This is a genomic window from Kribbella sp. NPDC051137, from assembly GCF_040682535.1.
Taxonomy (GTDB): domain Bacteria; phylum Actinomycetota; class Actinomycetes; order Propionibacteriales; family Kribbellaceae; genus Kribbella; species Kribbella karoonensis.
Genome location: NZ_JBFBBI010000003.1, coordinates 1,187,287 through 1,209,373, shown reverse-complemented (window position 1 = coordinate 1,209,373; position 22,087 = coordinate 1,187,287). Strand labels below are relative to the sequence as shown.

25 protein-coding genes, 1 tRNA gene and 1 pseudogene are annotated in these 22,087 nt (G+C 66.5%); 20 read left to right on the top strand and 7 right to left on the bottom strand.

Annotation, left to right across the window (positions count from 1 at the left end; translation table 11 throughout):
* The first annotated feature begins 328 nt into the window (after positions 1-328).
* From AB0M51_RS20980 to AB0M51_RS20970, 3 genes and pseudogenes are all read left to right on the top strand, one after another.
* Positions 329-1,186, top strand: coding sequence for a hypothetical protein (locus tag AB0M51_RS20980; protein WP_363749833.1), 858 nt, complete (start codon positions 329-331; stop codon positions 1,184-1,186).
* 154 nt (positions 1,187-1,340) lie between these two features.
* Positions 1,341-1,418 (top strand): annotated as a pseudogene (locus tag AB0M51_RS20975) (SEC-C metal-binding domain-containing protein); the annotation flags it as partial.
* Positions 1,419-1,841: 423 nt separating this feature from the next.
* Positions 1,842-2,852, top strand: coding sequence for a hypothetical protein (locus AB0M51_RS20970; RefSeq protein ID WP_363749873.1), 1,011 nt, complete (start codon positions 1,842-1,844; stop codon positions 2,850-2,852).
* Positions 2,853-2,969: 117 nt separating this feature from the next.
* On the opposite strand, the gene AB0M51_RS20965 is transcribed toward AB0M51_RS20970, so the two are convergent.
* The 4 genes from AB0M51_RS20965 to AB0M51_RS20950 all read right to left on the bottom strand — a co-directional run bounded on the left by AB0M51_RS20965 (position 2,970) and on the right by AB0M51_RS20950 (position 6,059).
* A complete protein-coding gene (locus AB0M51_RS20965) occupies positions 2,970-3,644 on the bottom strand; it encodes a hypothetical protein (RefSeq protein WP_363749831.1) in 675 nt (224 codons plus the stop codon).
* Between the two features lie 265 nt (positions 3,645-3,909).
* The gene (locus AB0M51_RS20960) at positions 3,910-4,494 is read right to left on the bottom strand and encodes a flavoprotein (RefSeq protein WP_363749829.1); all 585 of its coding nucleotides are present in this window, start codon (positions 4,492-4,494) and stop codon (positions 3,910-3,912) included.
* Entirely contained in the window at positions 4,491-5,684 is a 1,194-nt protein-coding gene (locus tag AB0M51_RS20955; RefSeq protein ID WP_363749869.1) for a helix-turn-helix transcriptional regulator, read from the bottom strand. Before AB0M51_RS20955 ends, AB0M51_RS20960 begins: the two co-directional genes overlap by 4 nt.
* Before the next feature lie 138 nt (positions 5,685-5,822).
* Positions 5,823-6,059, bottom strand: a complete 237-nt coding sequence (locus AB0M51_RS20950; protein WP_363749827.1) for a hypothetical protein — start codon at positions 6,057-6,059, stop codon at positions 5,823-5,825.
* Positions 6,060-6,166: 107 nt separating this feature from the next.
* On the opposite strand from AB0M51_RS20950, the gene AB0M51_RS20945 reads away from it, so the two are divergent.
* The 15 genes from AB0M51_RS20945 to AB0M51_RS20875 all read left to right on the top strand — a co-directional run bounded on the left by AB0M51_RS20945 (position 6,167) and on the right by AB0M51_RS20875 (position 18,276).
* Positions 6,167-6,343, top strand: a complete 177-nt coding sequence (locus AB0M51_RS20945) for a hypothetical protein (protein WP_363749825.1) — start codon at positions 6,167-6,169, stop codon at positions 6,341-6,343.
* The gene (locus AB0M51_RS20940; protein ID WP_363749823.1) at positions 6,340-6,927 is read left to right on the top strand and encodes a DUF6284 family protein; all 588 of its coding nucleotides are present in this window, start codon (positions 6,340-6,342) and stop codon (positions 6,925-6,927) included. The genes AB0M51_RS20945 and AB0M51_RS20940 overlap by 4 nt, the downstream gene beginning before the upstream one ends.
* Entirely contained in the window at positions 6,924-7,151 is a 228-nt protein-coding gene (locus AB0M51_RS20935; protein ID WP_363749821.1) for a hypothetical protein, read from the top strand. The genes AB0M51_RS20940 and AB0M51_RS20935 overlap by 4 nt, the downstream gene beginning before the upstream one ends.
* A complete protein-coding gene (locus tag AB0M51_RS20930) occupies positions 7,148-7,516 on the top strand; it encodes a hypothetical protein (RefSeq protein ID WP_363749819.1) in 369 nt (122 codons plus the stop codon). The genes AB0M51_RS20935 and AB0M51_RS20930 overlap by 4 nt, the downstream gene beginning before the upstream one ends.
* Positions 7,513-8,466: a hypothetical protein gene (locus AB0M51_RS20925; RefSeq protein ID WP_363749817.1), complete on the top strand. Its 954-nt coding sequence runs from the start codon at positions 7,513-7,515 to the stop codon at positions 8,464-8,466. The genes AB0M51_RS20930 and AB0M51_RS20925 overlap by 4 nt, the downstream gene beginning before the upstream one ends.
* Positions 8,466-8,759 (top strand): DUF4031 domain-containing protein, encoded by a 294-nt coding sequence (locus AB0M51_RS20920; protein ID WP_363749815.1) that lies wholly within the window; start codon positions 8,466-8,468, stop codon positions 8,757-8,759. The genes AB0M51_RS20925 and AB0M51_RS20920 overlap by 1 nt, the downstream gene beginning before the upstream one ends.
* Positions 8,756-10,333, top strand: coding sequence for a DNA cytosine methyltransferase (locus AB0M51_RS20915; RefSeq protein WP_363749814.1), 1,578 nt, complete (start codon positions 8,756-8,758; stop codon positions 10,331-10,333). Before AB0M51_RS20920 ends, AB0M51_RS20915 begins: the two co-directional genes overlap by 4 nt.
* Positions 10,334-10,401: 68 nt before the next feature.
* Complete coding sequence (locus AB0M51_RS20910; RefSeq protein ID WP_363749812.1) at positions 10,402-12,711, top strand: FtsK/SpoIIIE domain-containing protein; 2,310 nt, start codon at positions 10,402-10,404, stop codon at positions 12,709-12,711.
* Between the two features lie 252 nt (positions 12,712-12,963).
* Entirely contained in the window at positions 12,964-13,278 is a 315-nt protein-coding gene (locus AB0M51_RS20905) for a hypothetical protein (protein WP_363749810.1), read from the top strand.
* A gap of 30 nt (positions 13,279-13,308) precedes the next feature.
* Positions 13,309-13,515, top strand: a complete 207-nt coding sequence (locus AB0M51_RS20900; protein ID WP_363749808.1) for a hypothetical protein — start codon at positions 13,309-13,311, stop codon at positions 13,513-13,515.
* Positions 13,515-13,985 (top strand): RRQRL motif-containing zinc-binding protein, encoded by a 471-nt coding sequence (locus tag AB0M51_RS20895; protein WP_363749806.1) that lies wholly within the window; start codon positions 13,515-13,517, stop codon positions 13,983-13,985. The genes AB0M51_RS20900 and AB0M51_RS20895 overlap by 1 nt, the downstream gene beginning before the upstream one ends.
* A 28-nt stretch (positions 13,986-14,013) precedes the next feature.
* Positions 14,014-14,910, top strand: a complete 897-nt coding sequence (locus tag AB0M51_RS20890) for a bifunctional DNA primase/polymerase (protein WP_363749804.1) — start codon at positions 14,014-14,016, stop codon at positions 14,908-14,910.
* A 272-nt stretch (positions 14,911-15,182) separates the two neighbouring features.
* Positions 15,183-16,574, top strand: coding sequence for a YfjI family protein (locus AB0M51_RS20885; RefSeq protein ID WP_363749802.1), 1,392 nt, complete (start codon positions 15,183-15,185; stop codon positions 16,572-16,574).
* Between the two features lie 77 nt (positions 16,575-16,651).
* Positions 16,652-16,855 carry a helix-turn-helix domain-containing protein gene (locus AB0M51_RS20880; protein WP_363749800.1) on the top strand — a complete coding sequence of 68 codons (204 nt, stop codon included), beginning with the start codon at positions 16,652-16,654 and terminating at the stop codon, positions 16,853-16,855.
* Complete coding sequence (locus AB0M51_RS20875) at positions 16,852-18,276, top strand: tyrosine-type recombinase/integrase (RefSeq protein WP_363749798.1); 1,425 nt, start codon at positions 16,852-16,854, stop codon at positions 18,274-18,276. The genes AB0M51_RS20880 and AB0M51_RS20875 overlap by 4 nt, the downstream gene beginning before the upstream one ends.
* A 136-nt stretch (positions 18,277-18,412) precedes the next feature.
* Here the strand turns inward: AB0M51_RS20875 and AB0M51_RS20870 are convergent, their stop codons facing one another.
* On the bottom strand, positions 18,413-19,252 hold the full coding sequence (locus tag AB0M51_RS20870; protein WP_363749796.1) for a hypothetical protein: 840 nt from the start codon (positions 19,250-19,252) through the stop codon (positions 18,413-18,415).
* A gap of 347 nt (positions 19,253-19,599) precedes the next feature.
* Positions 19,600-19,682, bottom strand: a tRNA-Tyr gene (locus AB0M51_RS20865).
* 82 nt (positions 19,683-19,764) lie between these two features.
* Here AB0M51_RS20865 and AB0M51_RS20860 point away from each other — a divergent pair.
* Together AB0M51_RS20860 and AB0M51_RS20855 are read left to right on the top strand one after the other, a co-directional pair.
* Entirely contained in the window at positions 19,765-20,256 is a 492-nt protein-coding gene (locus AB0M51_RS20860; RefSeq protein WP_344197897.1) for a YajQ family cyclic di-GMP-binding protein, read from the top strand.
* Positions 20,257-20,313: 57 nt separating this feature from the next.
* Complete coding sequence (locus AB0M51_RS20855) at positions 20,314-21,243, top strand: phosphotransferase (protein ID WP_363749794.1); 930 nt, start codon at positions 20,314-20,316, stop codon at positions 21,241-21,243.
* 109 nt (positions 21,244-21,352) lie between these two features.
* Here the strand turns inward: AB0M51_RS20855 and AB0M51_RS20850 are convergent, their stop codons facing one another.
* Positions 21,353-22,084: a hypothetical protein gene (locus tag AB0M51_RS20850; protein ID WP_363749792.1), complete on the bottom strand. Its 732-nt coding sequence runs from the start codon at positions 22,082-22,084 to the stop codon at positions 21,353-21,355.
* Positions 22,085-22,087 lie beyond the last annotated feature (3 nt).

The following is a 22,087-nucleotide window of genomic DNA, read 5'->3' as shown; positions in this document are numbered from 1 at the left end:
CAACCACCCCGCGCCACCAACCCACCAACCCCCCCCCCGGAGCCCCCCCACCCCCCCCCGCGAGGGGGTGCGGGTGGCGGAGCCCCCGCTCGCGGCGAGCGCAGCGAAGCCGCACAAAACGACGAAGGCGACGCGGTCAGCGCACAAAGTGCGCGACACACGTCGCCCATCGCCTTCGTGGCGGGTGCAGGGTTCGAACCTGCGTAGGCATACGCCGACAGATTTACAGAGGGTTGATTGGACCTCCCTGACCTGCACCAGCGCCCGCGAGGAGCCGAACGTCCGCACTAGTTCCGCACAGACCACAGAACCGGTGCAGGATTGTTCTATGCCCAAGGCCCCTCAGAAGCGAGTCCGGATCGAGAAGCTGATTGAAGAGAGCGAGCATATCGAGGACCGGCTGTCGAGATGGCAGCTCGACTCGCCCCCAGATATCCAAGAGATCAGAGCTGCGCAACGCCTCTACTTGACCTGGTACGCGGCAGCGCTCCGTGAGATCCCGGAGGGTGATATGCGTACGCGATTCATCGACATGTACGAGGGCGGCGCGGTCATCAAACGCCTGCGCGCATTTCTAAGTGAGCCGCTTGCCACCAGTCCGTTGTATGACCCAGAGAACCCCAACCCGGTGTTCCCCCGCTGGACGTATCCGTTCGAAGATCGCCGAGAAGAACTCGCGACACAGCGAGAGATCTTGAACGTCGTCATGCACGGCGAAACGACCGTGGTCACAGTGCTCGACGAACTCACAGCCGTCTTCCGCCGGCTCCCTGAGTTCCTGGCCGTATTAGGGGCTGCCGGGAACGACCGCGTCCGACGGCCGACCCTCACCAATGAGGCCGACCTTCAAGTCCTTGTGCATGCAATCCTCCAGCTGCTGTATGACGATGTGCGGCCAGAGGATGCAGTACCCAAACAGGCAGGGGCAGCGTCCCGCGTGGACTTCCTACTTCGCGAGACCGGCGTAATCATTGAGACAAAGATGACGCGCCCCAGTTTGACCGACAAGAAAGTCGGCGAGGAACTTGCGATCGACTGGAACCGATACCAGCGTCACCCCGACTGCCAAGCCATCATCGGCATTGTCTACGATCCCGAGCGACACATCTCGAACGCCGCTGCACTGGAGCACGACCTCTCGAACAATGACTCCGATCCCGCCACTCGCGTGTTGGTGATCCGTTGAGCGGCACGTGAGCTGCTATCCGAACTGATGGTCCGGCCGGAGCAATCGCCGGGTTATGAGTAGGCACGAGGGCGATCGCACTCGGATAACGGGCACCAACGCCGTACGCGGCGCAGAAGGCGCCGGCCCGGCCATCGACGTAGTAGCTTGAAGCATGGACCCCCTAGCCCCGTTCGGACGCAACGAAGACTGCTGGTGCGGATCAGGGCGCAAGTACAAGTACTGCCACGGCGATGTGCGCCCGCTCTCGCAACCCGGAGAACCTCTTCCGCCCGACCCGGACGGCCAGCTCTATCTAAGCCCGAGCACCGTCGCAGACATCGACATTCTTACAGGTCATCTACCCGCTGGCACACCGATCAGGATGCCGTCGGGAAAACCGGCAGCGAGACCTGTGTCGATCTCATATCTGGCTTCCCAGATCTCCGAGCTGGAAGACGACACTTCAACGCCATCACTCTTGGACGTTGGGCGGCTGCGGGCTCGCGTCATGACGAGGGTTGCCGACAATCCGGGCCACCAAGGATCTCGTGAAGGGGTCGCCCACTTGGCAGCGCTCACATTCCGCGCCATAGGCGAGCGAACTCGACAGGTACCTCGACCAACCGTGATCTGGAATGACGGAACAGATCCAGTCCAACTGTTCGGTCAGGTCATGTTCCTTGCCGACCATGTCCTCGTGCCGGACAAAGTGTTCGACTGCCTAGCAAGGGACCGCGGCGCAGATCGTCTCCGCTCGGAAGCACAGCGGCAACTGCAATATAGAGAGCTCATCGAGGCCGGCCTCGTCGTTCCGGTTCCAAATAACGTTGCAATGGCCCTCAGGGGAGATGCGGCCTACACCTTGACCGCCGAAGATGTAAACGATCCATCCTTGGTTGAGTGGGTGAAGTCGCAATTGATCTTCGAAGGACCCACAGCACGAGAAGTCCTCTTCGTCACGGCAAGAGATGACCACGAGAAGTGGCCACAATTCTGGTTACACGGGCATATCAACCGCGACTCGCTAGACAAAGAGGAGCGCACATTTCGAACGATGATGCTGCAGCCTTACAGTTCAGATTACGACTATGGGCCGTGGAAGAACCAGGTAACGGACGATGCAGTCTCGTACTACATCCAACGCCTGAATGAACGCGTCACGACGGCGGACGTGTTTGCCGCCGAATACGTGACATCTTCCCCGTTTGAGGCGCGTCTCTTAAGTCGAAAGAAGCACACACTTTCCAGTGCGGCCCAGGCGGCACTATGGGCCGATATACCTGTACTCCGAGATGCCGATGTAAGCGCACTTGCGCGCGCTGCATCGCAGGACGAGGCTGTCGCCGATCTCCGAGCGCAGGTTCGCACAGCGATGATGAGTGCTCGATCCCTCGAAAGCAGGATCGATGTACTAAGCGAGAAAGCGCATTCGATCAACGATTCCGCAGCAATGCTTGAGCGCACGATTCGCACCGATCGTACGTGGCAACTGGTGGCTCCGAGCGGTGCTGGGCTAGCAGGAATCGCTATCGGATTTTTTGGAGGCATACCAGGGGTGGCCGCAGGCGCGATCGGCGCATTCAGCGGGCTCGCGCCATTCCTCGCAACTCGCCGAAGCCACAAGCGCGACGCCGCCTACCTCTTCGTCTGCGCACGCCGTGGGTCACACCGACACCGCAAGTAGCTCCACGACAGCGCCGTGATGACAACTGCGGCTGGCGGCAAATTCTCCTACGCCACTGTAAATTCAACCCACTGATCGCCAATTGGTCAGCAGCGTGCGCGGCCAGGGCACGACCACTTACTCTTCCACCAGTGGCATATGCCCCTGGTTCCAGAGGTCGCCGACCGACGCGCCCTCTCTAAACTGGCGAAGAATGTCAGCTGTGTCGACGTCCGTCAGCCCATGCACGGGCATGCTGACAGCGGGGAATATTTGCGGCACGAGTCCGATGAACCGGGCCAACTCCCCATCCGGAATCACACCCAGCGGAAAGTCCTGCGCAGAGGGATTCGGCCAGATACGTCGAACCGTCTCGGAGGACGGGATCGGAAGCATGAAGGCATCGAAGGCTTCGTCGGAGCATGCCCAGGCTGGCATTAGGAGCATGACTAAGACAACCGAGCCGACGGCAAGATAGGCGTATGCCGTGTTATCCCGGACAGTCTCGAAATCCGGCGGCGGTCCGTCCAGTGGACTCAGAAGCGTTGATTCGAGGGCCAACGCGACTTGACTGTAAGGCTCGTCAGCCTGCATCAACCAGATGCGACTGCGCCCCAACGGCCGAGGCGACGCGGCCATCGCACGATACTCGGCTTCACTGAAGGGGTTGAACTGGGCATGCCGACCCAGCGCATAGGCCATCCAGGACTTGGTCGCCCAGGTGGAAAGCACGCGCAGGTCATCTCTCGACAAATGGAACGATGCTGCGCTCCTCAGAAAGGGATCCAAAATTCCCTTTGCCTGCTCCTCCAAGCCACTCATCCATCCGCTATTACAGCTCCCACACACGTCGACTGTGATGTTCGGGAGCCATCTCGCTCGATGCCCCACGTCCTCACTTATCGATTCATACCGACCCTCGGAATTCTTCCTCGTTACGGCATGTGTCGCCGCGACGCGTTCGCCGTGCGCACCAGCCAGCAGAGCCTTCGCGCCAGCTGTTTGACGCATCCACTGCGCCCAAACATGCTCCTTCGTGCTCGGCGCGCGAAGACCGCAGAATGGGCAATCGACAGACCTACCCACCGCTAACCACCACGTCGTTTCCCTCTCTCGAAACCCTGGCCATTAAAATCGATAGCTCCCCAAAGACCCATTCCCACCGAAACCGGCCAGTTACGGAATCTCCCGTGCCAGAGGCGACCGGCTCCAGTGAGGCCGTTGCTCCGTCGTGAGGGTCGATAACTCGGACGCCGGCATACCGGATGACTGCGAGAGAGGCGAGCCAAGCTGGATGACCAGCCAGATCGTGTTTCGCGAATGGCACCGCGACGGTTGGCGTTCGAGATCCAAGCGCAGCACTGAGGGTCGTCAACGGATAGGTGGTGGCGTTGCCGTTGGCCCAGGCGTTCAGTGAGTTGAAGGTCAGAGGTACGACGGCCACGGCATCCGCCTTCGGCGTCCGCTTCGACTCCCCCGGTTTCCTGTTGCCCGTGATGATCGGAGCCCCGCTCAGATCCTGGTCTTCGAGCCATGGCAGCGCCGCGTCGGTCGGGATCACGTACGGGTTCCAACCTCGACTGCGTGCCTCTCGCACGCCGTCGCCGACGCGTGAGGCGAGTGGAGCACCGCAGGTAACGATGTACAGGGTTCGGTCGGTCACGCGAGGACTCCTGCGCGGGTTGCGATGGCGGTCAGGGCTGGGGTGGGTTTGCGGGAGCGCTTGAGGAGCTCGCGGACCAGCTCGCGAGCGATGGTGTGGTAGCGGATCGACTCGGGGGCGACACGCTCGGCCTGCTGGAGGTGGAAGACCGCTTCCATGTCGTTCTTGGCTTGGGTTTGCGCCCAGGCGAGATCGAGATGCAGGCGAGAGCGGCGACCCTGGAGACCGGCTGGCATGGCTTCGGCGTCGACCTCGGTTGCAACCCGGAGTACGCCGGCCGGATCTCCGAACTCGGCTGCGACGGACGCTCGGTGGATCAGGACATTGGTCGGGCCGAATGCGGTCCACCAGTGGTTGCCGTCGTGGGCCAGGAGGTCAGCAAGTCGGGTAGCTTCGGCCAACCGCTCATTGGACGTTGCACGGTCGGAGCGGCGCGCGGCGATGACGGACGAGATGAGCCACAGCGAACCGGCCAATGACGCGGCATCCGGAGCATCCGAGCCAGCAAGTGCCATGAGTCCTTCGGCGGATCGGACGGCGACGCGTTCGGCGTCGTCGGTTCGCTGGCTGCGCAGCAGCGCGATGACCACCTGATACGCGGCCATTCCCTGCGCAGGCTTAGATTCGGCTGCTAGAGCCGCGTGGGTTGCGCGGTCGGCGGCCAGCCAGCCGAGCTGGTGCTCACCGACCTTCGTTAGGAGCTTCGCGGCCGCGGTGTAGACCGAGCAGCGGGCTAGGTGCGTCTCGCGTCCGTCACGGCCTTGGTAACCGTCGTACGCGTCGGCGGCCTGGACGAGGTCTGGCAGCATCGCGGTTGCCTGCCGGTACTTCGCCGCCTGGTATGCCTGGTTGACCTGCACCGCACCGTTCCGGAGCTGGGGCAGCGGCCACGGAGTCGTCGGGTCGCCCAGCAGGTGGTGATAGCTCGCAAGCTGCGTGCGCACCGCGTCGACCGCGGTCACCTGCTCCGGCGCGTCCGGGGCGAGGACCCAGTCCCTCCCAATCAGGTCGGCAACGTCGATGCGGAGGACGGTCGCCAGGTCGTTCAGGGTCGACAGTCGATCGACACCACGAATGCCGCGTTCGACCTGGGATAGCCAGGATCGCGACATGCCGATGAGTCCCGCCAGGGCGTCTTGCGACATGCCGCGCCGCTTGCGGTAGGCCCCGATGCGCTCACCTGTGTGCATCTGCACTTCCCCTCGTTGTTGGTCCTTCTAGTGAACCGCCTTCGAGCACAGCTAATGCGCACAAAAGTGCGCAGCTTCCAGAGTGCACGTCAATCGATCGTTTCGCCTTGACGCTGGACACATGAACGAGCCGACCAGTCAGGAACTGACCCGCTTCGGGCCAGGCGCCGCCGGCGGAATGCCCTCAGCCCGGGCGGTACGGCGGATGTACGCGGCGGTGAACGGCGACAGTCGCTCCACCTCCGTCGGCGGCACGCCTCCCCGCAGTGCGGCGAGTACGGCTGCCATGAGTTCCTGCCGAGCCTCCTCGTGGGCGGACTCGGTTCGTCGGTATCGGCGGGTCGCCGCTGACAGGTCTTCCCTCAAGTCACTCACCGCATCAGTGTACCGCACCTCACTTGCGCAACTCCGGATAAATCGATACTGTGATGCGCACCTGAGGTTCGCTTCGCTGAACATCCTCACCCCAAACGGAGACCGAGATGAAGCACAACAAGCACTCGAGCACGGCCGAGCAGAAGAAGGCGGTTGCGGAGTACAAGAAGGCGCTCAGCGCCTTGCACTCGTACAGCTGTGACTCCGCCGACGACCCGACGTATCTGAAGCTCAACGGCGCCGCCAACGCCGCCGCGAAGAAGCTCCCGTGGTGGCGGCGATGACCTGCCGTCGCCTGACCCGGGCCGGTGTCGCGGTCGCAGTGGCCGTGCTCGCACTGGCCGGTTGCGGTGTCACCGGGACGGTCGTGGACAAGGGATTCCGTACGACCCCTATCCGCACCGGCAGCAAGACCACCCAGTACCAGCCGTGCTGGTGGGTGAAGGTCCGCGACGACAGCGGCAAGACGCACACGGCCTGCACGAGCAACAGGGCGTGGAAGAAGCCCGCAAGGGCGACCACTGGACCGGCTGATCAGCACGAGCGACGCCCCGGCGGTTGCACCCGCCGAGGCGTCTGGGTCGCACCAATTCCATTGCCTAGAAGGAGCACAACCCTGATGACCATCATCCACCTTTCCCCGGTCGGCGGCGAGGAGCCCACCGCGGCCGACCTGGCCGCGATCGATCGGGAGATGCCGCTGATCGAGGCCGAGATGAACCTGCTCGACGCCGAGATCGCGCTGGACAACGCGGGACCGGACGCGCTGCCTCTGGCCCGCCGGCGCGTACGTCGGGCCGAACGCCGAGTGCTCGAAGTGACCCGCAAGCTCGCCAACCGCGAACCCGAGACGGAGGACGCCGCATGACCGCGCAGCTGGTTGCCGAGACGCCCGTGCCGACGCTCGTGCGGGTCGATCTGGGCTGGTGGAAGTGCGGCGGCTACGACCTGATCCAGGTCGTCTCGCCCCGTACGGCACTCGGAACGGCGTGGATCGTCTGGCGCGGCGATCACGTCCTGCACACCACTCCGACGCTGACCGACGCGGGCGGCTGGGTCGCCAGTCAGCTCACCGGAGGTCAGCCGCGATGAACATCGAGGAGATGCAGGACCGTACAGACGCGGTGTACGAGTCGCTGCGGGCGCTGAACCACGCGACGCTCGGTCAGTCGCTCCCGGCCCCGGTCGTCTACGAACTGCTCGGGTCGCTCAAGCAGGCCGCCGGGGCGCTCTCGCAGCTCGCTCGACAGCTCGGACACGGCCTGGAGCGGTCCCTGATCACCTACGACGTGTACGACGACAACCGCGACCCGGCCGTCAGTGTGGCGATGGCAGTCCACGCGCTGACCGTGGCCGCCGACCAGAGCCACCACACCGGGAATGCACTCGCGACCGCACAGTCCGCGATCAACCTTCAGGGCTACAACCTGCCGAGCGTGGCCGAGGTAACACGATGACCGCGACCGAGATCGTTGCGGCTGGCAACAGCAAGCCGACCGGCGTGGAAAAGCTCCGGGCGTCGGCCGTCGAAGCGTCGCAGGTACGGGCGCTGTCCACGCACCCGGACGTGGTCGCGCTGCGCGTCGAGTCGATCCGCACGCAGGTCGACCGGTGCATGTGGGCCGGGATCGTGCTCGGGTTGGCGTTCACGATGGTCAACGTGCAGGCGTTCGCCGCGCAGGGCGCCGCGTTCGGCTCGCTGCCGTGGGTCGCCGCGTGGCTGCTGGACCCGATGGTCTCCCTCGTGCTGATCGCTGTCCTGAGGGCCGAGCAGATCACCGCCCGGTACCAGGTCCCGAAGATCAGTTGGTGGATCAACGGCACGAAGCTGTTCGCCTTCGTTGCCACGCTCGCCATGAACACCTGGCAGTCGTGGGCGCATCTGAACGCGGCCGGGATCATACTGCACTCGGTACCGCCAGTGCTGGTCTACTGCGCTGCCGAGACCGCGCCGGTGCTGCGGGACCGGCTGACCGAGGCGGTGCTACGGGCCGAGCAGGCCGCCGCGCTGGCCGACCCGCTGAAGGCCGCCGAGCCGCTGATCACGCCGGTGGTGACCCGGGAGATGCCCCCCGCTCCTGAGGCGCTGGAATCGGCTCCTGTGGCGGAAGGAGGGGCATCTCCCCAGACCACACCGAAGACCACCGCCACCCGGTCGCCGCGCAGGACTTCTCAGCCGCGCAAACCTGGCAAGGGCGGTAAGGCGGGCCGGATGCTGCTGGCCGATTACGTGGCCGCCGGCCTTGCCGCTGTCGATGCAGGAACCACCCCGGACGAGGTAACCCCGGCGTGGGCACGCAACGCGACCGGCTGCTCTGCCGGGCTGTCCGCCAAGGTCGCCAACGGCGTCCGCGACCAGCTCGCCGCCAGCGCCGCTGTCGAATCGATCGAGAGGAAGGCCGCCTGATGACCGTCTACGTGGATGACATGCGCCGTCAGGTGCTGATCGAGGCCGTGCAGTGGTCGCACCTGTTCGCGACCACAAGCCAGGAGTTGCACGAGTTCGCCGCGCGGCTCGACCAGAAGCGCGAGTGGGTCGAGGCCGAGGGCACGATTCGTGAGCACTACCTCCTGACCGAGCCGGAGCGGATCGCGGCCATCGCTGCCGGTGCCGTCCCTATCTCCTACCCGCGTGGCGTGGGACTCCTGCTGGCCGCTAGGCGCCGCCGCGTCGTAACCGACAAGGAGAGCGACCGATGACGCTGACCTTGACTGACCTTTTCTGTGGTGCCGGCGGCTCGTCCACGGGTGCTGTGATGGTGCCGGGTGTGTCGGTGCGGCTGGCCGCGAATCACTGGCGGCTCGCGGTGGACTCCCACAACACCAACCACCCTGGCGCGGACCACGACTGTGCCGACTTGTCGCAGGTTGACCCGCGCCGCTACCCGCGCACGGACCTGCTGTGGGCCTCGCCTGAGTGCACGAACCACTCCCAGGCCAAGGGCCGCAAGCGCAACGTCGATGCAACCCCTGACCTGTACGGGCAGGTGTTGCCGCTGGAGGCGGCGGAGCGGTCGCGGGTGTCGATGTTCGACCCGCTGAGGTTCGCCGAGCACCACCGCTACGCCGCCGTGCTGATCGAGAACGTCGTGGACGCGGCGAAGTGGGTGATGTGGCCCGCATGGCGGGCCGGGTGGGACGCGCTGGGCTACTGCCTGCACGTCGTCTACCTCAACAGCATGCACGCGCAGGCCGGCGGGCGACCCGCTCCGCAGTCGCGGGATCGGCTGTACGCGGTGGCGCACCTGAGGACGACGCGCTGCCCGGACCTGGACCGGTGGACCCGGCCGCTGGCCTACTGCCCTGGTTGTGACGAGGTGGTGCGGGCGATGCAGGCGTGGAAGAAGCCCGACAAGGCGTGGGGCCGCTACCGGGCGCAGTATGTGTGGCGCTGCCCGCGCGTTGCCTGCCGCAACCAGGTCGTGGAGCCCGGTTGGCTGCCTGCCGCGTCCGCGATCGACTGGACGATTCCCGGTCAGCGGATCGGCGACAAGACCCGCCCGCTGGCCGCCAAGACCATGGCGCGGATCGGTGCCGCGTTGGAGCGTCAGGCCAAGCGGGGCGCGCCGCTGGTGGTGCCGATGGAGGGCCGCGACGGCAAGCAGGCCGCTCCCGTGACGGCCGTGCTGCGGACCCAGACGACCCGCAACGAGTCCGCGTTGCTGGTCCCTGCGGGCGGGACCTGGAACGACGCCGCGACCGGTGTCTGGGACGTGATGCGGACCCGTACCGCGAACGAGTCCGAAGCGTTGGTGGTGCCGCTGCGGGCGAACAACACCGCGAAGGGTGTCGGGCAGGTGTTCGACACGTTCGCCGCCGCTGGTAACCACCACGGCCTGTTGATGCCCTACTACGGCAACGCCACGAGCCGTACGACCGACGACCCGCACGGCACGTTCACCGCGCACGACCGGTTCGCGCTGGTCATGCGCAACAACTCCAGCGTGGGTGACGGCGCGGAAATGTCCACCCCTGTTGGTGAAACGCTGCGGACCCTGACGACCGCGGGGCACCAATCGCTGCTCGAGTACTCGACACCGGCTGTCGATGACTGCCTGTTCCGGATGCTGGAGCCGCACGAGATCGGCGCGGGTATGGCGTTCAGCCCCGGCTACGTCGTGCTGGGCAACAAGCGCGAGAAGGTCCGCCAGCTGGGCAACGCCGTCACCCCGCCGGCCGCCCGTGACCTGGTCGCCGCCGTCGCCGAATCGCTCGGACACGACGTAGGCGACCTGACTGGCCCCCGAATCGTCCCGGAGATGAGTGCCGCATGAGCACCGCCGCCAGCACCCCTTCTGAGAACTCCGCAACCCCCAACGGCTCAGACCCGACGGAGGCACCCGTGAACCACGACGACACCAACCACAACAACGTTCACCGGCTTCACGACAACGTTCACGAAGACATTCACGACGGCTTTCAGGACGAGGTTCAGGACGAGGTTCGGCCGATCATTCACGTGAACGCCGAACGGGTCGAGCCGGTGAACGACAGCGACGTTCACGACACCGGCGACGGTGGCGACGACGACGGCGTTCACGTGCTGTCCGATGAGGAGTCGGCCGAACTCGATCGGCGGCTGGAGTCGCGTGGTGCGGTGGTGGTGCGCCGTGCGATGGCGCCGGCGCGGGTGGCGAAGTCGGCGGCGGTCGCGGTCAAGTCCCACGAGCCGACGGTGAAGGTGGGCAAGGCGACGTTGCGGCACACCTGGACGGTGGTGCAGGGTGCTGAGTCGTTCGCGAAGCGGGCGTGGGATGCGTCCACGATGGGTGTCTACCGGCGCCAGATCAAGGCCGCCGAGGCGGTCGGTGACCGGGAGGCGCTGAAGGAGTGGTCCGACCGCAAGGAGATGGCCACCGAGCGGCGCCACCGCCGGTTGATGGACCTGCCCCGGCTGTTCATCGGTCTGGTGAAGGTGCTCGCTGCGACGCTCATCGGTATCCCGCTGGCCGTGTTCGTGATCGCCGTGCTGACCAAGCTCACCGGCAACGGATCGTTCACCGGCGTGTGGCTGGGGTTCTTCGCCGTGATCGGTTTCGTGATCGCCGCCGTGACGTTCGTGTGGGGGCTGTTCGTGATCGCGCTGCCGTTCCTGCTCGTGCTCGCGCTGTACCGCGAGGGCAAGCGCCGCGCGGAGCCGCCGAACTGGCTGGTCACGACCAGCGATGACACCTACGAGGCGACCGTGGATGAGTCCACGATCGCGCGGGCGCTGGATGCGCTGCGGATCGGGAACATCACCCGCTACCTGAAGGAGGGCTACAAGCTGCAGTTCATCACGCCGGCGCGGCAGTTGGGCCGCGGTACGCACGCGGTGGTGCGGCTGCCTGCCGGTGTGCCTGCTGCCGAGATCGGCAAGCGCCGTACCGATCTGGCGACCGGTCTGCATCGGGCCGCGTCGGAGGTGTGGCCGACCGTGGGCGATGAGGCCGGAATCCTGGACCTGTGGGTCGCCGACAAGGGCGCGCTCGCAGAAGGTGCCGGACCGTACCCGCTGCTCGAAGGCGGTCTGGTGGACGTGTTCAAGGGCATCCCGGCCGGGCGCACGCTGCGCGGCGACCAGATCTTCATGCCGATCACCGGGCGGAACACGATCGTCGGTGGCGCACCCGAGCAGGGCAAGTCCAGCGCCGCCCGGGTCGCGATGATGGGTGTCGCGCTCGACCCGACTGCGGAGCTGCGGATCTGGGTGCCGGACATGAACTTCGACTTCGAGCGGTTCCGGCCGCGCTGCGCACGCTACGTGCGGGGTGCCGATGACGACTCGATGCGCCAGATCCGCGACGACCTGAAGGAACTCTTCGAGGAGATGCAGTCGCGCGGCGACCTGCTCGACCGCTACGAGATCCCCGAGGTTGACCGCAAGATCGCCGACAAGAACGTCGGCCTGCACGTGATCGTGGCGCTGATCGAGGAAGCGCACGTGGCCTACAACCACGCCGAGTACGGCAAGGAGATCAGCTACTACGCAACTCAGATCGTGCAGCTCGGCCGCAAGCGCGGAATTCACCTGATCACCTCGACGCAGGCACCGACCGCCACGTCCATCCCGCGTGACATCACCCGCAACTCCACCAACGGCATCGCGTTCTACGTCGCCGACCACACCGCCAACGACGCCCTGTTGGGTCAGGGCGCTTACAAGCAGGGCATCCGGGCCACCGACCTGATCGCCGGTAAGGACCGGGGAACCGCGGTCACACGGGGATTCAGCGCGTCGCGGTCGGAGATCGTGCAGTGGTACTTCCTGTCGGTTGCCAAGGACAACGACCAGATCACGCCGCTGATCGAGCGGGCGCTGGCCGCGATCAAGAAGCGCAACATGCCCGCGCCGGCCGACAGCGAGCGGCCCGCGATCGAGACCCGCGATCTGCTCGCCGACCTGGACGAAGTCCTCGAAACCGAGCTGGTCGCGATCGCCGACGTGCCCGCGCTGCTGAAGCGGCTCGCGCCGACCTGGAGGCCGTACCAGAGCCTGACCGGCAAGGCGCTGCGGGAGATCCTCGCCGCCGACTACGGCATCAAGGTCCCCTCGACCGGGAACCGCTACCCCCTCGACCCGGCTACCATCCGTAACGCGATCGTGCTCCGGGAGCGTGCCGCCGGCGCGCCCGGTGACGGCGGCGAGACCCGCGAACCGCTGGCCAGTTAGCTCCGAGATCCGGGGCCGGAAACCCGCTCTGAGCGGCTCCGACCAGCCCGTTTCCAGCCCCGGTTAACTCGGCTCACTCGGTAACTAACCGCAGGTCAGGGCCACATTCACCCGATCTCACTCGCCGAGTGAGGAACCTAACCCGATCACCGGCAGCTAACCCCGACCCCAGATCCCGGCAGACGACCCGCACAAGGGTCGCCGCCTCCACCCGGCACGCCCACAACCGACTACAGAAAGTGACTGACTGTGGTGCCCGCGAACCATCTCCTGTGGCTGTTCGCCGCGACCGTCCTGCCCGCCAGCATCGTGACCGAACACCAGCCGCTGACCCACACCGAACGCGTCGCCGTCTGGATCGGCACAGGCCTGGCCGCCGTCGCGCTGTACCTGCTCGGCTGCCTGATCTTCCCCTACGCCAACTGCACCAAGTGCGCAGGCTCGGGCAAGTCCCGCGCCCCGCACGGCAAGGCGTTCCGCAACTGCCGCCGCTGCAAAGGCACCGGCCGACGCACCCGGATCGGCCGCCGACTCATCGACCACCACCGCAACCGCCGCAACCGCTGACCCACGACCGATCCAGGAGACCGACCCGTCATGACCCACACCTCGCGCAACTCCCGCAGGACCCGCAAGCCCGCCGACACCGAGGACGCGCTGTCCCCGGCTGAGGAGTACCGGGCCGCGCTGACGGACTTCACCCAGTACTCGACCGAGAACGAGACCGCCGAAGCGCTCGCCGTGGGTGACCGGCTCGACCATGCCGAACGGGCCGAACGGCGCCGCCGGTGGTGGCACTTCTGATGGCCGCGCGTCTGCTGGACAAGGCGAGTCTGCACCCGGCCGCGTCGCGCTGGATCGAGCTGTGGAACGGCCAACAGGCTCTCGGCTGGGACCACCACGGGACGCCGGTGTTCCGGTTCCGGTGGGCGCCCGCCGGCCTGGCCACCCGCCGCCAGCTCCGGGCGATGCGGATGTGCCCCGGCGGCCACGAACCGTACGCGCTGCTGGTGTGGCGCAACGGGATGCGGTGGGCGTGGCTGTACCGCCTCGACCTGGCCAAGCCGTCCCGCGTCGCCTCCCCGGACCAGCTCAACGCCCTCGATAAGGCCATGCGAGCACGGCGCCGCTGCCACCTGTGCGGCGTGGTCTGGGACTACTGCATCCCCACATCGGACGGCCGGTGTGAAGCGTGCATCGCCCACGCCGACCACGACGCCACAGACCCGGACTGCCCGATGTGCGACCACGCCCTGGCGACCCGCGCCGCCTGACCCCCGCGACTCGAGGAGGAGTTTCCCCGTGACAGCGCTGCTGACCGCCGCCCTGCAAGCCGCCGACCGTGGCTGGCCGGTGTTCGTACTCGGACGCTCCAAGCGTCCCGTGGCCAACTGCGAACCCTGCCGCCAGGCCAGTAGCGACGGGGCCGCCAGGCACGACCCGGCGACCTGCGGGCACCTGACCTGCCACGGGTTCTACGCCGCCAGCACCGACCCGGCCCGCGTCGCCGCGATCGTCGCCGCCGTCCCGCGCGGACAGCTCGCCGTCCGCACCGGTGCCGTCTCCGGGCTGCTCGTGGTGGACGTGGACCCCGCACACGGCGGCGACCACAGCCTGTCCGACCTGCTGGCCGAGCGGCTCGTGCCGCGCACGCTGCACGTCCACACCGGCTCCGGCGGCCTGCACCTGTACTACCGCCACCCCGGCCACCACATCGCCTCCCGCCCGATGCCGAACCGGCCCGGGATCGACATCAAGGCCGACGGCGGCTACGTCGTCCTGCCGCCCTCGATCCACCACCGCACCCACCGCCCCTACCAGTGGGGCACCACGGCCACCGACGTGGAGATGCCCCCGCCCGGACTCCTCGACGCCTGCCAGCCAGCCCAGCCAGCACAGCCCGTCCAGACCCCGCCCGCCGGCCTGCCGCCCACCTGGCAGGCGCGGGGCATCTCCCACCCCTCCAAGCTCCTGGACGCCCACCTCAACGCCGTACGCAACGCCCCCGAAGGCAAGCGCCGCACCACCCTCTACGGAGCCGCCAGAGGCGTCGCACGGCTCGTCGCGGCAGGCGCGATCGACTACGCCGGCGCCATCACCGCATTGACCGACGCCGGACATCTCGCCGAGCAAAGCGACCGAGACATCCGAGCCGCCATCACCGGAGGCTTCCGCGACGAAGGGATCGCCGCAGCATGAGCGCCGAACACATCCCCGACTGGCACCTGATCGAGCCGCCCGAAGACCCCTGGGACCCCGAACCGATCACGCGACCGACACCGATCCGGACCACCCAAGATCTTCAGATCACACCAAGGCATCACGGCCAGAGGGAGCCACCCGCAACCTCGCAGGCAACGTCGGACGGGCCGGTGTGGGACGGCGCCCCGGTGCCGCTGAAGACCGATCGGCTGTTGCGGCCGTTCCCGGTCGAGGTGTTCCCTGGCTGGCTGGCCGACCAGGTGACCGCGGTGGCCGAAGCCACCCAGACCCCGGCCGACCTGGCCGGGTCGGTGGCGCTGGCCTGCCTGTCCACAGCAGCAGGCGGCAAGGTGCTCGTGCAGGTCGATCGGTCCTGGCTGGAACAGGTCAACCTCTACACCGTCACCGCGCTCCCGCCCGGGTCGCGCAAGTCGCCGGTGTTCCGGGCCATGACCGGTCCGCTGGCCGACGCCGAAGTCGCGTTGCAGGAGACCACCGCAGAACAGCGCGTCGAAGCCGAGCTGGCCGCCCGGATCGCTCACGCCCGCGCCGAAGACCTGGCCAAGAAGGCCGAACGCGCCACCGCCAACCCACACGAGGCAATGGCCGACGCGACCGCCGCCGCCAAGGAAGCCGCCGCGATCACGGTCCCTGCCGTGCCCCGGCTCATGACCGACGACGTCACCCCCGAGTCGTGCGTATCCCTGATGGCCACGCACGGCGGCCGAATCGCTGTCCTGTCGGCCGAAGGAGACGTGTTCGCCACCCTCACCGGGACCCGCTACTCCGCCGCCCCCAACCTCGGCGTGTTCCTCAAAGGCCACGTCGGCGACAAGCTCCAAGTCGACCGCAAAGGCCGCGAAGCCGAATCGATCGAACGACCCGCGCTCACCCTCGGCGTCACCACCCAACCCGGCACCCTGCAAGGCCTCGCCGCCCAACCCGGCTTCCGCGACCGAGGCGTCCTGGCCCGCATCCTCTACAGCCTGCCCGTCAACACCGTCGGACAACGCGACAACCAAGCCCAACCCGTCCCCGAACCCACCGAACAGACCTACCGCGATGCACTGCGCACCCTCGTCCTCCTCCTGGCCGACCACGACACCCCGCACACCCTCGACCTCACCCCCGACGCCCGCCAAGTCCTCCTCGACTTCCAGGACTGGATCGAACCCCGACTCCACCCCCAGACCGGACAACTCGCACCCATCACCGACTGGGCCTCCAAACTCGCCGGAACCGTCGTCCGACTCGCCGCCCTCCTCCACCTCGCCCACACCTTCACCACCGGCTACGCCACCCCCATCACCGCCGACACCATGCACGCCGCCGAACGCATCGGCCGCTACTACCTCGACCACGCCCTGGCCGTCTACGACCTCATGGGCCAATCCCACCCCGACCTCGACGCCGCCCGCGAAGTCCTCGACTGGATCACCAAGCAGTGCAACAAGACCGGACTTCACACCATCAGCCGACGAGATGCCCTCCGCTCCCTCCACGGCCGCGCCCGATTCGCCTCAGCCGCCGACCTGGAACCCGCGTTCAACCTGCTCGAAGACCACGGCTACATCCGCCGCCCCGACGCCACAGACAAGCCCGCCAAGGGACGTCCGCCCTCGACGTACGAAGTCCACCCCGCAGTCCTCGCAACGCAGTGACAAAAGTGACACAACCACCCACCACCAGGGTTTTGTCACTTTTGTCACTGTCTCTCGACCTCGAAGGAGACACCTGCGTGAGCACGGCAACCCCTGCCCGGCGACAGGCGCACCTCACGATCGCTGACGTGTGCGCTGACCTGGGCGTAGCCCGCTCGACCTTCTACGACTGGCGCGCCGCGAAGAAGGCGCCCCGCTGCATCAAGCTGCCGAACGGTGATATCCGAATCCGCCTCACCGACTACGAACGCTGGCTCGAGAGCCTGGAGGATGCTGCGTGAGCGCCGACAAGCTGTCCTACGACGTGCGCATATTCAAGATCACCACCTACGCCGGGAAGCGCGGGAAGACCTACACAGTCAGGTGGGAGGTGGCTGGCAAGCGATCGCAGGAGACGTTTGCCACCAGCAAGCTTGCCGACAGCTTCCGATCGAAGCTGACAACGGCCGCCCGTGAGGGTGTCCCGTTCGACATCGAGAGCGGCCTCCCACAGACGATGCTCCGAGACCTGAGCCGACGTACCTGGTACGAACACGCGGCAGAGTTCGTAGACGTCAAGTGGCCGCATGCATCACCGCGCCACCGTAAGAACATCGCTGAGGCGCTCGCGACGGTGACGGTCGCGTTGCTGCCGAAGCGGGGCGCTGATGAGACGCAGCGGATTCGCTCGGTCCTCCGGAATTGGTCATTCAACAAGGCCGCCCGCGGTGGTGACTCGGTTGCAGAGGCGACGCCACCGAGCGCTGACGCGGCGCGGCTGCGGTGGATCGCGGACAGTGCACCCGATCTGTCCAAGCTGCGGGAAGCTCTCGTGATGCGCCGGGTCCTCGACGCGCTTGCCGTGAAGCTCGACGGCAAGTCGGCGGCACCCGCAACGGTCACACGGAAGCGGTCTGCGTTCTACAGCGCACTGGAGTATGCCGTGGAACTGGAACTGTTCGAGGCAAACCCGATCGACAAGGTGCAGTGGACCAAGCCGGAGAACACCGACGTCGTTGACCGACGTGTCGTCGCCAACCCGATCCAAGCGAGGGCACTCCTCCAAGCGGTCCGAGAGATCTACCCCGCACTGGAGGCATTCTTCGGGTGTCTCTACTTCGCCGGGCTGAGGCCATCCGAGGCGAAACACTTACGCGTGACGGATTGCAGAATCCCCGAGGAAGGCTGGGGCGAATTGCTGCTGACAGGCTCGACGCAACACGCCGGAGCCGAGTGGACCGACAACGGCGAGGCAAGCGAGGACCGGAGTCTGAAGCACCGGCCGGACAAGGCGACTCGTCTCGTACCGGCCTGCCCGGAGCTGGTCGAGTTGCTGCGCCGGCACACTGCCGAATTCCGCCCGGGCCCAGGCGGACGTCTATTCGTGAGCCGCACCGGAAAGGCAGGCATCCCGTTGCCGCCGCCGTACAGCAATCCGGTGTCCTCGAACACCTACGCCCGCGTCTGGAGCAAGGCTCGTGAGAAGGCCCTCAGCGAAGCTCAAGCCGTCTCGCTGCTCGCAAGACGACCGTACGACCTCCGCCACGCGGCCGTGTCACTCTGGCTTAACGCAGGCGTTCCCGCGACGCAGGTAGCCGAGTGGGCCGGCCACAGCGTCAACGTGCTGCTCAAGGTCTACGCCAAATGCCTCGACGGTCAGGACGAGGCTGCTCGCCGACGAGTCGAAGCAGCATTGTCAGCAGACAATCAGCAGGCTGCCTGACGCCTGGAGCGCAGGATCCTCAGCCATCGGCTGAGGATCGCCACTGGATGCCTCTGCCCTGCGAACCGCAGGTCAGAGGCATCTCGGTTGTCGGAATCAAGCACATCGGTTGTCGCGGCAATCTCGCGCTGTCGCGTTACAGCCCATTGGCGAACCCGACCAAGCTAGTGACCAACATCAGCGCCAAGGCGGCGTTGCGCTTGTTGTACTGGCGGGTGGACACCGCGTGCACTGAACCATGACGGCTGAAGACGTACGGAACCGGGTCGCCCTTGTCGCGCTTAAATCGCTTGTGCGCTGCCCAGATCGGCAGCATGACCATCGCCTCACGGACAGCCATGTCCTCAGTGAGCACGTCACCGTTCGGCGTCTTGTAATGATTGGTCACCCGAGACCGATCATCATCAGAGAGCCATGTCCGCAGCATGGAATCAAGGACATTCGCCGACAATGCCTGCCCCGCGATGTGATGCCCCGCGCTCATGGCGGCGAGCGCCGCTCTGATGAACGAGACCTCCGCTGAAGTCTGTGGGCTGACGCATCGATCGAGCACGGCTGCGCAGTCCTCGATGATCGAGTCAAACCGCCGCCCGATAATTGTTCTACGGGCGGCTGTACCGTCCGCGACAAGGAGTGCCTTCGCGGTTTCCGCGCGCGGGACGAGGTACAGCGGGATCCCCTCGACCTCAAGCACCTCAAGCACCTTTCCGAGCCTCAGGTCGTCCGCAATCGGACGGAGGTTCGGAGGCCAAGCGATGCGAAGGATTCGCTCCGCCGCTTCCGAGAGTTCCTTCACCCACGGCTTGGCCCACGACCCCAAAGCCGAGTTCAGCTGCGGACGAACCGAGTTGATGAAGCGCTCGCTGACTGTGTTCACTTGTGCGGAAAAAGACGCGCCTACGGTGCGCTGGATTTGGGCGAACACACCAGCCACACCAGGGGTGCGGACCATGCTCGAAGCGAACGCGCGCTGCATCCTCGCGCTTCTCTCCGCCAGGCCAAGCGCGATTGAAGAAGGTCCGGAGGTGCTCAGTCGGGCCGGTCCTGCTGTGAAGCCCGCGGCCGGGGCATCGGCCGGCCTGGGAGAGCTTGCGGCGGCTTCCTCGCCACTTAGAGTCTCGCGGTCTGTCCGACCGTTCCCGCTGTCATTCGTGTCCGTCACTTCGACCGCCCAACCCCTGACCACTTAGCGCACAGCTGAGGAACTTCCGCACGGATTCCGCACGGATGGCCGTAGATCGCCGTAGCCGGCCGGACACAGCCGGACATAGCGAAAAGACCTCTGATCCGCGTTTCCGCAGGTCAGAGGCCATTTTCAGCCAGTGGCGGGTGCAGGGTTCGAACCTGCGTAGGCATACGCCGACAGATTTACAGTCTGCTCCCTTTGGCCGCTCGGGCAACCCGCCGGGGTGCTGCCGGTTCGTGAACCGGCGTGGGAGACGATACAACAGACAGTGCCCCTGACAGCAAATCGGAAAGGTAGTGCCCATGGCTTCGGAGTCCTCCTTCGACATCGTGAACAAGGTGGATCACCAGGAGGTGGACAACGCCGTCAACCAGGCGGCGAAGGAGATCAGCCAGCGGTTCGACTTCAAGAACGTGGATGCCGGGATCAAGTGGTCCGGGGAGTCGGTCGAGATGCAGGCGAACACCGAGGAGCGGGTGAGCGCCGTTCTGGACGTGTTCAAGGACAAGCTGGTGAAGCGGCAGATCTCGTTGAAGGGGCTGGAGGCGGACGACCCGAAGTTGTCCGGGAAGATCTACAAGATCGTGGCCACGATCGACGCCGGCATCACGCAGGAGAACGCGAAGAAGATCTCGAAGCTGATCCGCGACGAGGGCCCGAAGGGCGTGAAGGCGCAGATCCAGGGCGACGAACTGCGGGTGTCCAGCAAGAGCCGCGACGACCTGCAGGCGGTCCAGGCGCTGATCAAGGGCCAGGACTACGACTTCGCCGTCCAGTTCGTGAACTACCGCTGACCGCGGCGCCCGGTAATCGGCTCGCTCGGCGGGCGGTTGGCGGGCATGCTGGCCGGTGTGGGTGAGACGTTGCTGCGGAAGTGGTTGCTGGCGGACTTCGGGCTTGACGTGGTGCAGCTCACACCGGTGGCGTACGGCGCGGACGTCGCGGCGCAGGTGTGGCGGGCCGTGACGGCCACCAACGTGTACGCCGTGAAGTGGAGCGGCGCGGGGACGAACACCGGGCATCAGGTCGCGGCGTTCCTCGCCGACAGCGGGCTCCCCGGCGTACCGGAGATGATCCGGACGTCCGAGGGCGGGCTGTGGAGCGTGCACGCGAAGAAGCGGCTGACGGTGACGCCGTGGATCGACGGTCCGCGGGCGGCGGAGGCGGGGCTGACGGACGAGCAGTGGTCGGAGTACGGCGTACTGCTCCGCCGCGTGCACGACGCCGAACCGCCGCCGCGGCTGCGGGAGGCGCTGCCGAAGCACAGCCACATCGACGCGCGGATGCCCGCGGTGGCCGACGATGTACGCCGGCGGCTCGAGGCGCCGGAGGGGGACGTCGCGGATGAGCTCGCGGCGGTGTGGAAGCAGTACGACGACGTCATCGCGGACCTCTGCACCAACCGTCCACCGGCGCCGACCGGACCGCGCGTCGTGTGCCACGGCGACCCGCATCTCGGCAACGTGCTGCTCGACGGCGGGCTGCACCTGATCGACTGGGACGACGTGATTTTCGCTCCGCGGGAGCAGGACCTGATGTTCATGCTCGGCGGGATGGGCGACGTCGGCCCGACGACGGACGCCCAGCGGGAAGCCTTCCTCACCGGCTACGGCCCCCACAGCCTCGACGAGGACGCGGTGCACTACTACCGGCACGTCCGTGCGTACGAAGACGTCATCGGCTGGTCCCACCAGGCCCTCACCGGTCCCGAGGAGCCGTACGCCCTCCAGGTCACCAAAGGCATCCTCACCACCGGCCTGGCCGCCCTGGCGGTGCCGTAGATCGGGGGACACAGCGACAGGACATGTATGTCCGCTACGCCCGATCAGCGGGCCGGGGGAGCGTAGGCCTGGTCGCTTCGAGCCGACATCTCCTGTCGCTCTGTACTCATTACCTGTGGCGGAGCCAGATGTTGGGTTCGATGTAGAGGCCGGTGTCGGACTCGCGGTTGATTTCCAGCGTGGTGAGGCCGGCGGGGATTGTGTAGGTGCCGGTGGAGGGGAAGCGCATGGAGGTCCAGGATTCCCAGTCGGCGACGGAGCCGGTCATGGTTTGGGAGGCGGGGGCCGGGGCGAGGAGGGTGGCGCCGAGGCGGACGTGGGTGCGGAGCCAGGGGTCCAGTGGAAGGCCGTCGGGACGGGTCCAGGTCATGAAGGTTTCGATCGGGGTGAGCGGGTAGCTCGCCTTCAGGGTCGGGCGGACCGGCGCGATCACCTGGCCCAGCCCCTGAGCGACAGCGTGGTCCCGGACGGCGGTGATGAGGCGGCCGGCATGGCCTTGGCCTTGTTCGTCGGAGCGTACGGCGGCGGCCATCAGCACGAACGTATTCGGCACGACGCCTTGTTCGTACGACGTCACCGAGCGCGCCAGCGCGTCCGTGAATCCGCCGGGCAGGTCCTCGACCGTGCCGTCCCAGGCGAGCGGCACGCCCCAGCAGCCGGCGATCAGGCGGCCGTCAGAGACGAAGTAGAACTCCCACTCGGGGAAGTACTGCACCCGCCGTTCGCGGTACTTCGGCACCTCGGCGTCGTGGAAGATGAACTCCGGCCAGTCCTCGGCGAACCGGACCTCGGCCTCGGCGTCGTACTGCGGGGCGTCCCCGGCCGGGATCAGCTCGTACATGTC

Coding starts and splice junctions, on each gene's coding strand:
- AB0M51_RS20895 (WP_363749806.1), top strand. CDS start 13,515: ATGGCCGCGCGTCTGCTGGACAAGGCGAGTCTGCACCCGGCCGCGTCG.
- AB0M51_RS20870 (WP_363749796.1), bottom strand. CDS start 19,252: ATGCAGCGCGCGTTCGCTTCGAGCATGGTCCGCACCCCTGGTGTGGCT.
- AB0M51_RS20860 (WP_344197897.1), top strand. CDS start 19,765: ATGGCTTCGGAGTCCTCCTTCGACATCGTGAACAAGGTGGATCACCAG.
- AB0M51_RS20930 (WP_363749819.1), top strand. CDS start 7,148: ATGAACATCGAGGAGATGCAGGACCGTACAGACGCGGTGTACGAGTCG.
- AB0M51_RS20940 (WP_363749823.1), top strand. CDS start 6,340: ATGACCTGCCGTCGCCTGACCCGGGCCGGTGTCGCGGTCGCAGTGGCC.
- AB0M51_RS20935 (WP_363749821.1), top strand. CDS start 6,924: ATGACCGCGCAGCTGGTTGCCGAGACGCCCGTGCCGACGCTCGTGCGG.
- AB0M51_RS20920 (WP_363749815.1), top strand. CDS start 8,466: ATGACCGTCTACGTGGATGACATGCGCCGTCAGGTGCTGATCGAGGCC.
- AB0M51_RS20980 (WP_363749833.1), top strand. CDS start 329: ATGCCCAAGGCCCCTCAGAAGCGAGTCCGGATCGAGAAGCTGATTGAA.
- AB0M51_RS20915 (WP_363749814.1), top strand. CDS start 8,756: ATGACGCTGACCTTGACTGACCTTTTCTGTGGTGCCGGCGGCTCGTCC.
- AB0M51_RS20945 (WP_363749825.1), top strand. CDS start 6,167: ATGAAGCACAACAAGCACTCGAGCACGGCCGAGCAGAAGAAGGCGGTT.
- AB0M51_RS20925 (WP_363749817.1), top strand. CDS start 7,513: ATGACCGCGACCGAGATCGTTGCGGCTGGCAACAGCAAGCCGACCGGC.
- AB0M51_RS20955 (WP_363749869.1), bottom strand. CDS start 5,684: ATGCACACAGGTGAGCGCATCGGGGCCTACCGCAAGCGGCGCGGCATG.
- AB0M51_RS20970 (WP_363749873.1), top strand. CDS start 1,842: ATGTTCCTTGCCGACCATGTCCTCGTGCCGGACAAAGTGTTCGACTGC.
- AB0M51_RS20850 (WP_363749792.1), bottom strand. CDS start 22,084: ATGTACGAGCTGATCCCGGCCGGGGACGCCCCGCAGTACGACGCCGAG.
- AB0M51_RS20900 (WP_363749808.1), top strand. CDS start 13,309: ATGACCCACACCTCGCGCAACTCCCGCAGGACCCGCAAGCCCGCCGAC.